Source organism: Dehalococcoidia bacterium, from assembly GCA_035310145.1.
Classification (GTDB): Bacteria; Chloroflexota; Dehalococcoidia; order CAUJGQ01; family CAUJGQ01; genus CALFMN01.
On sequence record DATGEL010000079.1, the window covers coordinates 1 to 14946 of the forward strand.

Annotated in this window: 14 protein-coding genes; 4 read left to right on the plus strand and 10 right to left on the minus strand. The window is 69.5% G+C overall.

Features of this window, described 5'->3' with window-relative positions:
• The first annotated feature begins 357 nt into the window (after window positions 1-357).
• Window positions 358-855 carry a hypothetical protein gene (locus VKV26_15115; protein ID HLZ71230.1) on the plus strand — a complete coding sequence of 166 codons (498 nt, stop codon included), beginning with the start codon at window positions 358-360 and terminating at the stop codon, window positions 853-855.
• 1 nt (window position 856) lies between these two features.
• Complete coding sequence (locus VKV26_15120; protein ID HLZ71231.1) at window positions 857-1627, plus strand: hypothetical protein; 771 nt, start codon at window positions 857-859, stop codon at window positions 1625-1627.
• Between the two features lie 6 nt (window positions 1628-1633).
• On the opposite strand, the gene VKV26_15125 is transcribed toward VKV26_15120, so the two are convergent.
• The 6 genes from VKV26_15125 to VKV26_15150 form a co-directional block, all read right to left on the minus strand.
• Window positions 1634-2257, minus strand: a complete 624-nt coding sequence (locus VKV26_15125; protein HLZ71232.1) for an FKBP-type peptidyl-prolyl cis-trans isomerase — start codon at window positions 2255-2257, stop codon at window positions 1634-1636.
• Between the two features lie 313 nt (window positions 2258-2570).
• A complete protein-coding gene (locus tag VKV26_15130; protein HLZ71233.1) occupies window positions 2571-3608 on the minus strand; it encodes a P1 family peptidase in 1038 nt (345 codons plus the stop codon).
• Between the two features lie 84 nt (window positions 3609-3692).
• Window positions 3693-4538, minus strand: a complete 846-nt coding sequence (locus VKV26_15135; GenBank protein HLZ71234.1) for a hypothetical protein — start codon at window positions 4536-4538, stop codon at window positions 3693-3695.
• Window positions 4535-5446: a bifunctional DNA-formamidopyrimidine glycosylase/DNA-(apurinic or apyrimidinic site) lyase gene (mutM, locus tag VKV26_15140; GenBank protein HLZ71235.1), complete on the minus strand. Its 912-nt coding sequence runs from the start codon at window positions 5444-5446 to the stop codon at window positions 4535-4537. Before mutM ends, VKV26_15135 begins: the two co-directional genes overlap by 4 nt.
• Before the next feature lie 18 nt (window positions 5447-5464).
• Window positions 5465-8218 carry a DNA polymerase I gene (gene polA / locus VKV26_15145; GenBank protein HLZ71236.1) on the minus strand — a complete coding sequence of 918 codons (2754 nt, stop codon included), beginning with the start codon at window positions 8216-8218 and terminating at the stop codon, window positions 5465-5467.
• A gap of 155 nt (window positions 8219-8373) precedes the next feature.
• Entirely contained in the window at window positions 8374-8886 is a 513-nt protein-coding gene (locus tag VKV26_15150) for an NUDIX domain-containing protein (GenBank protein ID HLZ71237.1), read from the minus strand.
• Here VKV26_15150 and VKV26_15155 point away from each other — a divergent pair.
• Complete coding sequence (locus tag VKV26_15155; GenBank protein HLZ71238.1) at window positions 8864-10060, plus strand: beta-galactosidase; 1197 nt, start codon at window positions 8864-8866, stop codon at window positions 10058-10060. The two genes, VKV26_15150 and VKV26_15155, sit on opposite strands and share 23 nt — an antisense overlap.
• Window positions 10061-10097: 37 nt before the next feature.
• Here VKV26_15155 and hpt read toward each other — a convergent pair whose 3' ends face one another.
• Window positions 10098-10652, minus strand: coding sequence for a hypoxanthine phosphoribosyltransferase (gene hpt / locus VKV26_15160; GenBank protein ID HLZ71239.1), 555 nt, complete (start codon window positions 10650-10652; stop codon window positions 10098-10100).
• Between the two features lie 45 nt (window positions 10653-10697).
• Window positions 10698-11723: a molybdopterin-dependent oxidoreductase gene (locus VKV26_15165; GenBank protein ID HLZ71240.1), complete on the minus strand. Its 1026-nt coding sequence runs from the start codon at window positions 11721-11723 to the stop codon at window positions 10698-10700.
• A 205-nt stretch (window positions 11724-11928) separates the two neighbouring features.
• Between VKV26_15165 and VKV26_15170 the strand changes: the two genes are divergently transcribed.
• On the plus strand, window positions 11929-13230 hold the full coding sequence (locus VKV26_15170; protein HLZ71241.1) for a DUF1015 domain-containing protein: 1302 nt from the start codon (window positions 11929-11931) through the stop codon (window positions 13228-13230).
• A gap of 307 nt (window positions 13231-13537) precedes the next feature.
• Here VKV26_15170 and VKV26_15175 read toward each other — a convergent pair whose 3' ends face one another.
• Together VKV26_15175 and VKV26_15180 are read right to left on the minus strand one after the other, a co-directional pair.
• Window positions 13538-14602, minus strand: a complete 1065-nt coding sequence (locus VKV26_15175; GenBank protein HLZ71242.1) for a hypothetical protein — start codon at window positions 14600-14602, stop codon at window positions 13538-13540.
• A gap of 133 nt (window positions 14603-14735) precedes the next feature.
• On the minus strand, window positions 14736-14946 hold a 211-nt coding region (locus VKV26_15180), incomplete at its 5' end, for a transposase (GenBank protein HLZ71243.1).

Below are 14946 nucleotides of genomic sequence, written 5' to 3' on the forward strand. Positions count from 1 at the left end.
CTAATCACTTGACCCATTACAACTTGTCACACCCCCGTGGCGCGGCGATCCGGGTAGACTGCAGCCGCGGTCATCGCGGTCTACGGTCCCCTGCCTGGGCCATCGGCGCGGGGCGTAACGGAGCGGCGAGGCAGCCCCCGACCGGCACACGCTCCGCACCTGTTCTGCACTTTGTCCGCACTTTGCTATGTCAATTACGCAGCTCCGGACGGATCCTGGCGTACACTGCCCGGGTAATGGCCCGCCGCCTGCACGGCGGCCAGGCGGCCGGGCGCCGGGCACAACAGCTGCGCCGCCCCACCGGCTGACCCGCTTCCAGGCCTTGAACTCCCCGCCGCGCCTGCGTTAGGATTGTTTGTGAAATCACGAACGAAGACGGACGTGGCCATGTCGACGCTGGATCGCCCTCGCGCCGACCTTCGGGTCCCAATCGATACCATCCTCCTGCCCCGCGCCATCGTGCAGCGCGGGCGGTTGCAGAGCCGCCGCGAGGCACTGCTGGCTCTCGATCCGCTGGTTCGGCGCCAGCTCCGGCAGCTGAGCGCGCCCGCGCTGGCCCAGACCGTCGAGCTGACGGTGTACGACGCCGTCTACGCGGCCACGCCGCAGGTCGGCGGGCACTGGACCGCGACGACGTCCTGGTTTGGACTGTTTAGCCACGCGTTCGGCTCGTATTCGGTGGCACTCGTCTTCGACGACGCTGACCGGCCCCGACATTTTGCCGTAACGGGCGCCGCATCGGTCGAGAGCGACGGCGTCTCCGAGGCGGCGCTTGGCCGCGCGCTGGCGCAGGCCGGCTCGGCGGGACCGCTGCGCACCAGCAGCGCCCACGTCTTTCAACTCACGGGCCTGTAGCATGGCGGCCGCCGGCAGCGGCCACCCCCGCCCATGGCTGCGCCGCCGAACCGCGGCCTCGCGCTCGCATAGCGGATCAGACGACCAGCTCTGCCAACGACTCGGCGGCGCGGTCGACCTTGCCGGCCTGGGGCTCGTGGTTCCAGCAGGCTTCACCGCCACGCCGGTCGCAGCCGGCCTCACGGCGCCGTGCGCCCTCGCCGCGGCCGCGGACGGCACCCTGTATCTGGCCGAGGGCGGCCATCCACGCCGCACCGCGCCCCGGCTGCTTGTGCTCGATCCGGCGACGGGCGTCGCCAGCGTAGTAAGCCGCTTTCCCGAGGCGCCCGCTCCTGCGGCAATCCGCCTCGCGCTGGCCGGCGGCGCCGTGCTGCTCGCGGCCGGCGGGCGGTGCTGGCGCGTACCTCTCGACGGCCGCGACCGGGAGCGAGTGGATGCGGCCGTCTTGGGTTCGGGAGCGGCGACCGTCGCAGGGTGGACGTTCTTCCCTGGCGCTGTTCTACAGGGGGGGGCGCTGTATCTTTGCGACCCAGGCGCGGTTGCGGAAGATGGTTTGGCGTCGCCGGGAGCGGGTGTGCTCTGGCGTGTGACGCCGGCGGGCTGGCGCGAGGAGGCGGGCAGCGCGCCGGCAAAGGGCCGGCAGGCGCCGCGCCAGGGTCGGCGTCCCGCGCAGCCGTCAGGGCCTGCGCTCGCGATCGGCGCCGCCGCCGTGCTTGCCGTCGGCGTCGCGGTTGCTTGGTGCTACCGCGAGCGCCGCGCCCGCCCCGCGTAGCCGGTGTTATTTGACCGAGATCAGCTCGACATCAAAGGTGAGTCGGGCGCAAGGCGGGATCGTCGGTGGACGGCCGGCGGCGCCGTAGGCGAGTTGGTACGGAATAATCAGACGGCGCTTGCCGCCGACCTTCATCGTCGCCAGCCCCTCGTCCCAGCCCTTGATCACCTGGCCCTGGCCCAGCGTGAAGGAGAAGGGCTGGCGCCCCGGGTTCAGCGAGCTGTCGAACTTCGTGCCGTCGTCCAGATACCCCGTGTAGTTCACGGTGACGCTCTGGCCATTCTTGGGCTGCTCGCCCGTACCGGCTTGAATCTCCTGGTACTGCAGGCCGGATGGCGTGGACTGCAGCGCGCCGGTGCCGGCTGGAACGGAGGGCACGCCCTGCGGCTCTGCCGACGGCGTAGGACAGGTCGCCGGCCGGGTGGCCGCGGCGGCGGCGCTCGGGCGCGGCGTGGCGCCCGGGCGCGGCGTACCCAGGCGTGTGGTCGGCACCGGCGTGCCCGGTCCACGCGCCGCGACGGTGGCGGCCTGCACCGGCGTGCCAATGCTGCTGACGCTGTTGTTGGACTTGCTGCCGCAGGCGACGCTCGCGCTCAGCAGCGCGGCCAGAAGCAGGACTGCGCCCCTCATTCCCCCTCGATCCCCGCGCGCCCTGCGCCGCGGTGACGCGGCTCTGGCCGCGGCCTCGCGGCGATCATACGAAGGCATCCGCACACGGGCAATCGCTGACGGGCGACCGGTGTCGTACGCGAAGAGCCGTGAGATCGCCCCGCTTTCGACACGAGGCGGGAGAGCGCCGGAATAGTGGGGGAGTCAGCACCGAACCTCTAGCGGCACCACGCGCCTGGGTCCCGCCACCTGAGCGCGACACGCTGAAGTCCGCCTTCACCCCGGGGCCACCCGACCCGCTGCTCTATCACCCGTGAGGAACCGCCACAGGCGGTTAACGGCGATCCCCGGTCCCTGCCAGCTCGGCGACGCCCGGCACGCCGGCGAGTCCCTGTGCCGCCACGACGGCCCGCGCGATCGCCCGCGAGGTCGCGTGCGCGGCCAGCGAGCCGATGGCAATGAGATCGGGCGGCCTGCGCCGGCGCGTTGCGGTGGGAACCGCCAGCGCGAACACGGTGTCGCCGTCGGCCGGCGTGTGCGAGGGATCGATCGCCCGCGCCAGGCCGGCATGTCCCATCTCCGCCACGCGCTGCAGTTGCGAACGGGTCAGCGCGGCGGTGGTGGCGATGACGACCAGCGTGGTGTTGGTGAAGCCGCCGGCCGAGAGCGCGCCGCGGCTGCGCAGCAGCTCGATCGCGGTGGGACGGCGCCCGGTCTCGTCGGCCCGCGGCCAGGCCAGCCGTTTGCCGGTTTCGACGTCGATGATGTCGCCCAAGGCGTTGGCGGCGATCAGTGCCGCCACGCGCGTACCGTCGTGCAGCCGTTCGCAGGCGGAGGCGAGGCCGCCCTTCAGCGCCCGCTCAACACCAGCTGCTTTGGCCACGGTGGCGCCGGAGCCGGCGCCGATGCTGCCCGCCGAGCAGTCGCCTTCGTGCGCGGCGGCGCAGGCGGCGTAGCCGGCGGCCTCGTCCGGCCGGATCGCCGCGTCGCCGAGGCCGAGGTCGAAGAGCACCGCGGCGGGCACGATCGGCACCCGGCCGGCGCGCGTCTCGAAGCCGACGCCACGCTCTTCAAGAAAGCGCACAACACCCGTGGCCGCTGCCAGGCCGAAGACGCTGCCACCGGTCAGCAGCACGGCGTGCACCCGCGCGACCGCGTTGCCCGGCCGCAACGCGTCGGTCTCGCGCGTGCCGGGGGCGCCGCCGCGCTGACTGACGGCCGCAACCGCGCCTTCGTCCGGCGCAAGCACGACGGTACAGCCGGTGGGACCATCGAGGTTCGTCCAGTGGCCCACGCGCAGGCCAGGAATGCCGCCGATGCCGTCGAGCAACCGCGACGCGTGGGATCGTTCTGCCGTGCCAGACGCGGCCATCTCACCCTCGCCCGCGGAAATCGATTCCCGCCCCGCGAGTGTACGGCACCGACGCCGCGCGCGACCATTGACGACGCAAGACACTCAGCCGCGGCGCCAGGCGTCGTGCGGGGCGCCGTCGGGGTGCAGCGAGACGTAGGCGAAGATCAGGTTGCGGACGAGGCGCGTCATCACCTCGATGCCGTCCACCACGTTGCCCAGGGTCTGCTCGTCCGTGCTGAGCACGTTGACCTCCAGCCGTCGCCCGCCGGCGCCGAGCGCGAGCGCCGCCACCTGGTCCGGCTCGATGCCGCGCCCCTCCAGCCACTCGGTCTGCGCGACCACCGGCATGGGCGCGGCGAGCCGCTCTGCCGCGCCCACAAGCGCCCGCTCGCCCACCTCTTCGAACGCCACGAGCCGTTCCAGATCCGCGAGCGCATCGATCAGCGCCGCCTGGAGTTGCCGGCGCTCGCGAGCGTCGATCCCGAGCTGCAGCCCGGCGATCTGCTCGGCGTGCGGCAGGCCGGCCGCGTCCAGCATCTCCCGTGGCCCCTCGACGCTGAGCCGCGCGAAGAAGTCGAGCACGCGGGCGCGATCGAGTTGGAACGCCAGCACACCGCGCATGATCGGCCGGCGCTCGCGCTCGATCAGCGCGTGGTATACGGCCAGCAAGTCGGCGGCAGAGGCGACGAACTGCTCGTAGATGCTGATCGCCAGCAGCTTGCGGTCGGCCGTATCGCTCAGCACCAGCGCCTTGAGTGTGGCCTCGGCCAGGATGATGTGCTTGCGGGCGCCGAGGCGGCCAAAGTTGTCGAGGAAATCGGCGTCCAGGCCGCGCAGCCGGCGGTCGAAACAGTCGAGGCAGATGCGCCCGTGCTCCTGCCGCGCCGTGTCGAGTATGGCCCCGCACTCGGCGCAGGTGAGCGCTGGCCGCGTCTGAGCGTCGCTCATGCGTCTTCCGATGCCGGCGCCGGCTGGCAGACCGGGCAGAAGTGACTGCCACGTGGCACTGCACGGTGTGTGAGCAGGTGTTGGCCGGGCGCCGGCTGGCAGACCGGGCAGAAGTGACTGCCACGGCCACCGATCACGGTGCGTTCAACCGGCGTGCCGCACCGGCCGCAAGGCTCGCCGGTGCGCTGATAGACGAGCAAGTGCTCGCGGTTGCGGCCCTCCTGGCCGTAGGCGTTGACGAAATCGCGCAGCGTCGTGCCGAAGTTGCTCAAACCCTTCTCCAGCACGCCGCGCACCGCGCGGTGCAGCCTCTCTATCTCGTGCGCGGTCAGCGAGGCCGCGGGCCGCGCCGGGTGAATCCCGGCCATGAACAGCGCCTCGTCGGCGTAGATGTTGCCGAGGCCGGCCAACCGGCGCTGGTCGAGCAGCACGGCTTTCACGGGCGCCGCGCGTCCAGCCAGCGCCGCGGCCAACGCCGCCGGCGTGAAACCGTCGGCAAGCGGCTCGGGCCCGAGCTTCACCTCAAGGGCGCTCAGATCCTCGAGCAACTGCCAGGTGCCGAAGCGGCGCACATCGCGCCAGCGCAGCTCGTTGCCATCATCAAGCACGATCGCAGCGCGGAAGAAGCTCCCCTCCGGAGCATCTTTCGGCTCGACCACGATGCGGCCGGTCATGCGCAGGTGCGCGATCAGGCTGCGGCCGTCGTCAAGCGGCAGTATCAAGTACTTGCCGCGCCGGTGAGCGGCGAGGATGCGCCGCCCGACGAGCGCGTCCCGAAACGCGGCCGGCGGCGCTCCCGACAGCAGGCGGTGCCCCTCGGGCGTGAAGCGCACGTCACGGATCGTGCGGCCGGCCACGGCGGGCTCCAGGCCACGGCGCACGATCTCGACTTCGGGAAGCTCGGGCATGGTCCGCCGGCCGCGCGGCTACTCCATCTCGCCCCAGTTGACGCCGCTCTTCATCTCGACCTTCAGCGGCACGGACAGTTCCATGGCGCCGCACATCTGGCGGTTGAGCAGCTCGCGCATCGCCTCCAGCTCGTCGGGCGGGCCTTCGCAGATCAGCTCGTCGTGCACCTGGAGGATCATGCGCGAGATGAGCTTGCTCTGGCGCAGTTCGGCGTGGATGCGGTTCATAGCGATCTTGATGATGTCGGCGTTGCTGCCCTGGATCGGGTGGTTGATCGCCTGCCGCTCGGCCTGCTGGCGCAGGTTGAAGTTGCTGGAGTTGATGTCGCGCAGGTAGCGCCTGCGGCCGAGCAGCGTCTCCGCGTAGCCGCTCTGGCGTGTGTGCGCGATCGTGTCGTCCACGTAGCGCTTGATGCCGGGGTAGCGGTCGAAGTAGTTGCCGATGAAGTCGCGCGCCTCGGCCATGCTCATCTCCGTGCGGTTTGAGAGGCCCATCGCCGAGAGGCCGTAGATCACGGCGAAGTTCACCGTCTTCGCCAAGTTGCGCTGGTCGGGCGCAACCGCGTCGATCGGCACGCCGAACAGGTCGGAGGCCGTGGCGCGGTGGATGTCCTGGTCGTTGCGGAAGGCCTCCAGTAGCCGCGGCTCCTGCGTCACGTGGGCGAGGATGCGCAGCTCGATCTGCGAATAGTCCGCGGCGAGGAAGCACATCGGCCGTTCGCCGGCCGGGTCGCGCGCGACGAAGGCGCGGCGCACGCGGCGGCCCAGCTCCGTGCGCACGGGGATGTTTTGCAGGTTTGGGTCGATCGAGGAGAGCCGGCCCGTGGCGGCGGTGGTCTGGCTGTAGTTGGTGTGGATGCGGCCGGTGCGCGGGTTGATCATGCTCGGCAGCGCGTCGATGTAGGTCGACTTCAGCTTGGCGACCTGGCGGTACTCGAGGATCTGCTCGATCAGCGGGTGCGCGCCGCGCAGCCCTTCCAGCGCCTGGGCGTCGGTGGTGTAGCCCTGCGTGGTCTTACGCGTCTTGGGCAGGCCGAGCTCGTCGAACAGCACCTGGCTCAACTGTTTGGGCGAGCCGAGGTTGAACTGGTGCCCCACGCTATCGTAGATTGCCCCCTCAATGCGCCGCAGGTCCCCCGTGAGCACGCGCGACATCTCGCGCAACGTCTCCACGTCGACGGCGACGCCGCGCCGTTCCATCTCCATCAGCGTGCCGATCAGCGGCAGCTCGATCGTGCGGTAGAGGTCCAACAGCCCGCGCTCTTCCACGGCCGACTCGATCGGCGCGCGCAGGCGGCCGGTGAAGTCGGCGTCGGCCGCGGCGTACGGCGCGGCCGCGGCGATCGAGACCTGCGCCATACTGATCTGCTTGCTGCCCGTGCCGATCAGCTCGGAGATCGGCGTCATTCGGGCGCCGCAAACCTCCAGCGCCAGGCTCTTGAGGCCGATGTCCCGGTCGCCCAGCAGGTAGGCCGCGAGCATGGTGTCCGCATCGACACCATCGAGCACCAGCCCGGCGCCCGCGAGCACTTCGAGATCGTACTTGGCGTTGTGCGCGGTCTTCTGGATCGCCGGGTCGCTGAACAAGGGCCGCAGCCGCTCGATCACCATATCCGCGGGCAGTTGCTCCGGGCTTTCCAGGTCCGGCAGGTGGCCGACGGGAATGTAGCACGATGCGCCGGGCGCCCAGGAAAGCGAGATACCAACCAGGCTGGCGGCGATCGCGTTGGTGCTCGTGGTCTCGGTGTCGAAGGCAAAGCTGCCGGCGGCGCGGCAGGCGGCGATCACCTCGTCCAGCGCTTCAAGCGACGTGACTGTGCGGTACTCGGCGACAACGGCGCCCGCATCCGGTGCGGCGACGGGCCGGATCGAGGGCAACGCCGAGGCGGGCAGGCGGTTGAGCAGCGTCTTGAACTCAAGCGCCATGAACAGGTCTTCGACCTTGTCGCGGTCGTAGTCGAGGACCTGCGTGGTTTCAGTGGAGAACTGCACCGGCGCGTCGGTGACGATCGTCGCCATCTCGCGACAGTGCAGCGCCTGTTCGCGGTTCGCGCGCAACAGCTCCTGCAGCCGCGCCGGCGCAACCTCGTCCAGCCGCTCGAAGATGCCGGGCACGCTGCCGTAGGTCTGAATCAGCTTGACCGCGGTCTTCTCGCCGATCCCCTTCACGCCCGCGAGGTTGTCCGAAGTGTCGCCCTTCAGCCCCTTCAGGTCGGGAATCTGCGAGGGGCGCACGCCGTAGCGCTCGATCACCTTCTCTTCGTCGTAGAGCAGCGTGTCGTGCTGGTAGAGGCGGTACATGAAGACGCGCACCAGGTCGTCGCGCACGAGCTGGAGGATGTCGCTGTCGAGCGTGACGATGTACGTCTCGATGCCAAGCTTTTCCGCCTGCAGCGCCACCGTGCCGAGCACGTCGTCGGCCTCGAAGCCCTCAGCCTCGTAGATGGGGATGTTGAAGGCGCCGATCAGCTCGCGCACGCGGGTGAACTGGTGGTGCAGATCCTCGGGCATCGGCGGGCGATGCGCCTTGTAGGTATCCGCCTTGAGGTGGCGAAACGTGGGCGCGGGAAAGTCCATCGCCACGGCGATGTGCGTCGGGCGCAGGTTGTTCATCACGCTGAGCAGCGTGTTGGCGAAGCCATAGACGGCGGTAGTCACCTCGCCCGTCGTGGAGACGGAGAGCGGGTGGTCCTTCTGCGCCCAGTAGGCGCGGAAGACGATGGCGAAGCCGTCGAGGATGACGAGGCGTGGGGGCGGCGCGTTTCCGTTCACCGCAACAGTGTAACACCGCGCCACCCGGCTTTGGAGCATCTGTTCGGAGGCGGGCGTATTCCTTGGCTTCGCGCGAAGACCATTCCTTCCCGGCGGGTAGGGTGCGGCAGGGACAGCCGCGCCTGAGCCAGGCAGGCGTAGGTGGCACGCGGGCCTCAGCCCGAGCCGGAGGGCCGCGAGGTGTACTCCACCAGGATCTTGAGCAGGTCCGGCGTCTCCGGCAGGAAGTCGAAGCGGCCAAGCATCACGTTGAGGTCCGCCAGCGTGACGTACTCGCCCTGCTCGATCTCCTCGGGAAAAAGGTCGAGATCCTGCGAGGCGACGACACGGTAGACGGTGACGTTCTCGCGCTCGTCGGCGGTGCGCTTCTTGAACGAGCCGATCTGCACCGGCCGGTCCAGCAGCCCCGTCTCCTCCTGCACTTCGCGGATCGCGGCCGCATCGTAGCTCTCGCCCGCGCGCACATGGCCGCCGAAGCCGATGCTCCAGTAGCCGGGATAGATCTCCTTGGCCTGCGAGCGCTTATTGACGAAGACGTTGCCCTCGCGGTCGAAGACGAAGAACATCACGGCGCGGTGCAGGTGGTACTCTGCAAGCACGGTCCGCCTGGGAGCCGAGCGCAGCACGCGGTCGTCTTCATCCACGATGTCGAGCATCTCGTCAGCCATCGCCCGCCTCCGCGCCCGCGCCGGCGTGCCCGCCGCGCGCTTGGTCGATCGTACATCGGCCACGGCAGCGCGCCAACGCACTTGGTGCGGGCAGCCGGAGCGGCCCGGCGGCCTGCTGCCAGCCGGGTCCGGCCACCGCCTGGGGCACGTGCTGACCGCGGCGCTGGTGTTGCTCGTACTGTTCGTGGGGCGCTACTGGTACGCCGCGGCGCCGCAGCGGCCGGTGCAGTTCGGGGTGAGCTTCAGTTGCCGCCAGGTGCGGTATCTCGGCGGCGACTGCGCTACGGCCTTCGCGGAGCTGCTGGATGGCCTCGGCGTGCGCCACGTGCGGCTGTCGCTCTACTGGGACCAGGTCGAGCCGCAGCCCGGGCGCTTCGACTTCAGCGAAACCGACGAGCTGGTGCAGCAGGCGCGGCAGCGCGGCGCCGATGTGCTGCTCACCGTCGGCATCAAGGCCCAGCGCTATCCGGAAGTGTACCTGCCCGGGTGGCTGCGGACCGGCGCGATCCTGCCGGAAGGCGCGGTGATCGACGAGGCGCCGTGGGTGCGCGCGGCCACGCTCGCGTACGTCGCCGCGGCCGTGCGGCACTACGCCGGCGAGCCGGCGGTTTCCGGCTGGCAGGTCGAAAACGAACCCTTCATCAAGAACTTTGAGAAGATCCACGGCTGGACAATTTCAGAGCAGATGACCGCCGCTGAGGCTGCCGAGGTTCGATCCGCTGACCCGCTGCACCGCCCGATCGTGGTCACCCACTCGAGCTGGACGGTCTACGACCGGCGCTGGAAGGACGCGTTGGCGCTGGGCGACGTGCTGGGCCAGAACGTGTTCACCAAGAAAGCCTGGATCCGCGATTGGTGGTACTTCTTCCCCTACGAGATGGGGCCGTTTGCGCCGAACCTGCCCGGACAGGCGGCCGCCGCGCGGCGCGCCGGCAAGCAGTTCTGGATCACCGAGCTGCAGGGCGAGCCGGAAGAGCGCAAGTCGCTGCTGCAGCTCAATCCCGCGACGGCGCAGAGCATCTCGCCTCGGCTGCTGCTGGACAACGCGGCGCTGGCCCGCCGCAGCGGCGCCAGCCGTGCCTATCTCTGGGGCGCGGAGTGGTGGTACTTCCGGCATGCCAGGGGCGACGACGCGCTCTGGAACACGGCGCGCGGCCTGCTGGCCCAGAGCTGAGCGGCCTGCATTCGGCGAAAGCAGCGGGAGCCGGGCTTCACTCGACCGCCATTTCCGGCGCCGCCGCGGGGTCGCAGACACCGATGTAGGGCAGGCCACGGTAGCGTTCGGCGTAGTCGAGGCCGTAGCCGACGACGAAGCGGTCCTCGATCTCGAAGCCGACGTAGCGGGCGGGCACGTCTACGCGGCGGCGCGAAGGCTTGCTTAGCAGCGTGCAGACCTCCAGCGAGGCCGGCGCCCGCACCAGCAGGTGCTCGATCACCTCGTGAATCGTCAGGCCGCTGTCGATGATGTCCTCGACCAGCAGCACGTCTTTGCCGCGCACATCAGATTTCAAATCGGCGACGATGCGCACCGAGCCGCTGCTCTCGGTGCGCTCGCCGTAGCTGCTGACCACCATGAAGTCGATGCGCACGTTACTGCGCATCGCCCGCAGCAGGTCGGCGACGAAAACCAGCGCGCCCTTCATGATGAAGACGACCAGCGGGTCGCGGCCCGCGTAGTCGCCGTCGATCTCCGCCGCGATCTCGGCAACGCGTCGCTGAATCTGTTCGGCGCTCAGCAGGATCTGCTGGATGGGCTTGTCTCGCATCGGAGCCTCAAGCGGGCCGCCGGCGCTTATGGCGGCCGCTCAAGTCTACGAGATCGGCAGCGGCCACTTCAGCCACCAGAACGACGTGCTCACTTCGATCTCCGTCACCCACTTCACCCACTCGTAGCCGCGCCGGCCCGGCAGGATCAGCCGCAGCGGCGCGCCGTGCCCGTGCGAAAGCGGCTCCCCTTCGACGTGCGTCGCCAGCAGGGCGCGGCGCGCTGTGGCCAGATCAAAGCGGCGCCAGTAGCCCGTTGCGGAGCGGACGACCACGCTGCGGGCGCCCGTCCGCACGCCGGCTTCCGCCAGCAGGTCCGCCACGGCCACGCCCTGCCACTCTCGCGCAACGTACCAGCCGCCGGTGCAGTCCAGCGTGGCCGTGCGGCTGGCGGAGGTCTGCACCTGCGCGAGTGATCGTTGCAGGGGTTGCGCCACGTGGCCGTGCAGGGAGAGCCGCCAGCGCGCCAGGTCGAGCGGGTCGGGATCGTCGGTGAGCCAGTTGCTGACCGGGAAGTCCTGGACGCCTTCTGCCGCGACGGCGCGCGAACCGGTGAAGCGGCGGCGCGCCCCGCTCCAGCCGGCGGCGGAAGTGACCGCCTCACTCGCGCGCCAGAGCGTGGCGCCGCCGGCCAACAGCAAACCAGAGCGCAAAAACGCCCTGCGTCCGGCGACATCGCGGCGCCGCAGCCCCGGCCAGCGCCCGGGCAGATGTGCCAGCAGGAAGAGCAGCAAGGCGCCGCCCAGCGCTGTGTGCACCGTCATGCCGCTGTAGGCGCCGAACGCCGGCAGGCCAACCGTGCTCCAGCCGATGCCGGAGATCACCGTCGCGGCGGTGATGCTGAGCAAAGCGACTGAGGGGATCAGCCAAAGACCGGCGCCGTGCCTGCGCAGCGAACGCACGATCACGCGTCGCTTCCAGTAGAAGAGCAGTGCCAGGGCGAAGCCGGCGATCGCGTGCAGCCAGAGCACCGGCCGCCAGCCGGGCGATCCGGCGAGCAGCGCGCCGATGCCCGTAAGCGCCGCGAGCAGACTGAGCCAAAGCAAGAATTGGTTTGTCGCTCTGCTGCTCATCGCCGCATTCCCTGACCTAGAGCGCACGCCGTGCCCATCCTAGCATCACCTCGAGGCCGGGCCGCGTGGCCCGGGTCACGCTGCGCTGTGGCCCGCGGCCGGCCGAGGGCGCCAGCGCTTTGACAGCCTTCCGCCGCGGCTCATACGATCGTTGCCGGCGCCCGGCGGGATCGGGCGCGGCCAGCCACCCGGGAGTACCTTTGCCATGGCCGACGTTCAGCCCTTCCGCGGACTCCGCTACGACCGCGAGCGAGTGGGGTCGCTCGACCGTGTGATCGCCCCGCCGTACGATGTGATCTCTCCGGCGCAACAGCAGGCGCTCTACGATCTCAGCCCCTACAACGTAGTCCGCCTCGAGTACGGGCGAGAGCAGGGCGCGGAACGCTACCTGGCCGCCGGCCGGCTGCTGCATGAGTGGCGCGCCGGCGGGGTGCTGCGCCGAGAGGCCGAGCCCGCGTACTACCTGTACGAGCAGACCTTTGCTCATGCCGGCACGACCTTCCGCCGGCGCTCCCTCTTCGGACGCTGCCGCCTGGAGCCGTTCGACAGCGGCATCGTGCGGCCGCACGAGTACACGATGAGCGGCCCCAAGGAAGACCGCCTGCAACTCATGCAGGCGACGATGACGAACGTCAGTCCGATCTTCTCGCTCTACGAGCCCGGCGCGAACGACCCGATCGCCGCGCTGCTGTTCGACGAAGGCACGGGCGATGCCGTGCGCGGTGTCGACCTTGCCGGTGAGCAGCATACGCTTGTGCCGCTGCACGATCCGGCGCTGCTGCGCGAGATTGCGGTGTTCCTCGCCGCGCGCACGCTCTACATCGCCGACGGTCATCACCGCTACGAAACCGCGCTGCGCTTCCGCGACGAACGCCGGGCCGCGGCGGCGCACTGGACCGGCGAAGAGCCGGAGAACTTCATGCTGATGGCCGTGACCAGCGCGGCCAATCCGGGGCTGCTGATCCTGCCGATCCACCGCATCGTCAGGCCGAAGGCCGTTCCCGGCGACCTGGGCGATCGGCTCGCAGCAACCTTCACGGTGGAGGCGTTACCGGGTGACGCCGCCAGCAAAGCCACGATCGACGCCGCGCTCGGCCGCCTCGCCGCGTCCGGCACGGGCGCCTTCGTCGCCGTGGGGCTGATGCCCGGCCGGCTGGCCCTGCTGACCCTGCGCGAGCGCGCCGCCGTGGAGGCGCGCATGCCGGCGGAGCACCCCGCGGCCTGGAAGGCGCTGGACGTGAACGTGCTCCAGTACGGCATCCTCGACGCGGCCCTGGGCATCGGTTTGGCCGAGGTCACGGCCGGCGGCATGGTCGAGTTCACGGAGGATGCCGAGGAGGCCGTGGCCGCGGTGCGCTCCGGCCACGCGCCCCTGGCCTTTCTCGTCAACGCCGTGCGTCCGGAGCAGATGTTTGCGGTAGCCGACACCGGCGACCGTATCCCGCAGAAGTCGACCTACTTCTATCCCAAGCTCGGCACCGGCCTCGTGCTCAACCCGCTGGAGTAGGCGCGAAAGGAGCAGGCAGCCGCGCGTGCTCGCATGAGCATCCACCCGGCGCCAGAAGCGCAAAAGCCGTCGGCTGCCCTCCGATCCGGGACGTTGATTCGGGCAGGAGATGTGATTGAGCTGAGAGCCAACTGTCCCTCCAGCGGGATCCATCGTCTGACGGCGCCGCGAAATCGGGCCTTTGTGACACGGTATCCGGCGAGGTGATACAGGGGCGAGGTGGCGGGGGCCCGCGCACACATGCGACGCCGGTTCCTCGCGAACCGGACCGATAGCGTCGCGGGGATTGGCTTCCCCTCGGTGAAGGTCAGGGCGTGCTCTGCACGCCGGCCGCGGTCAACCGGGCGTCGATCAGACCGGCCAGCTTAAACAGATACGCGGTCGAGGTGATGGGTCCGGGGTCCTGCTCATAATCGACCTCGACGGTGACCGCGCGGCGGCGGAAGAACAGGTGGTCTTCATAGCCGGTGTGGCCGCCACTGGGACCGACTTCGTACAGCCGAGCTTCGTCGCCGATCTGCGGTGCGGGCAGGCTCGCTGCTCCAGCTGAGCCTGAAGCCGTCAGAACGCTGTTGACGAACGCCGAGAGATCCGCATGCGGCGTGCTGAAGCTGGCCAGGGTTTCCCGGAAAAAGATCGCCTTGGCGCTCAGGTTGTCGCCAACGGCTAGATAGAGCCAGAAATGCGCATACGTCGCGACGGTGGAAGCGATCGGCGGATAGGTCACGTCCTGGTCGTCCAAAGCAATGTAGTCGCCCGGTACTATGAGGTCCGTCCTTTGCAGACCGAGCGACGCGAGTCCAGCGGGACTCGTGGCTGCCGCTGGGAGCATCAAGGCCGGGGCCGGAGTCGCCGTGGGAGTTGGCGTTGCGCTCGCTGCGGGCGGCGCCGGGGCGCTGAGCGACACCGTGCCGGTACCGAGCACGAACGCGCCCTGCCCGGCCGGTATCACGCTGCCGCTCTGATAGCCGCCCGCTGGACTATAGGTGAGCACTTGGTCCGCACCGCTGACCGTGGCATCGCCGGTCGCGGACGGGTCGCCCAGCATCACGTACTTGCCGGCTTCCAGCGTCACCGCATACGCTGTGGCGCCCGCAGCGTCGTTCAGGCTGCCGCCGTTCGGGAAGTAGGCCCAGTAGCCCCAGCCTCGCTTCAGCGCCGGGTGCGGCGGAAACGCCTCGTACGCGGCATCACCGGGTTGAAGCGAATAGATCGGCCCGCTCGCACCGCTCACATGAGAGCCTTCCGGCCCGGAGATGAGGTTCCAGCCAGCCGGGTACTGCACGGCTGCTGCCGCCGGTCGCAAGGGCTTGAAAACAGCGAGAGCAAAGAGAGCGCCCGCCGCTATCTCCAGCGTAACGAAGATACGCACAATTAGTTCTCCTTCGTTTATTTGCCTTTCGTTACGAATTACCATGAGCCAGCGAAGCATAGTGCTCCAGCCGCGATCCTGCCGCAGTAGCGGGGGTTGCGATAGTAACTGGCCAGAATCGGACGCTAAGAACCTATCCCACTAGGCCAGCTTGATGGAAGGCGATGAAGGCACAGGTGAGATGGACCATGCCTTTGTAGTTGTCGGCTTTCTTCTCCCAGCGCACGAGGATGCGGCGGAAGCGGTTCATCCAGCTATGCGTGCGCTCCACCGGCCAGCGGCGCGCCCGGTAGCCGGGAAGCTTCTGGAGCAGCGTGCGCTCGGCATCTCTTGGCATAATGTGC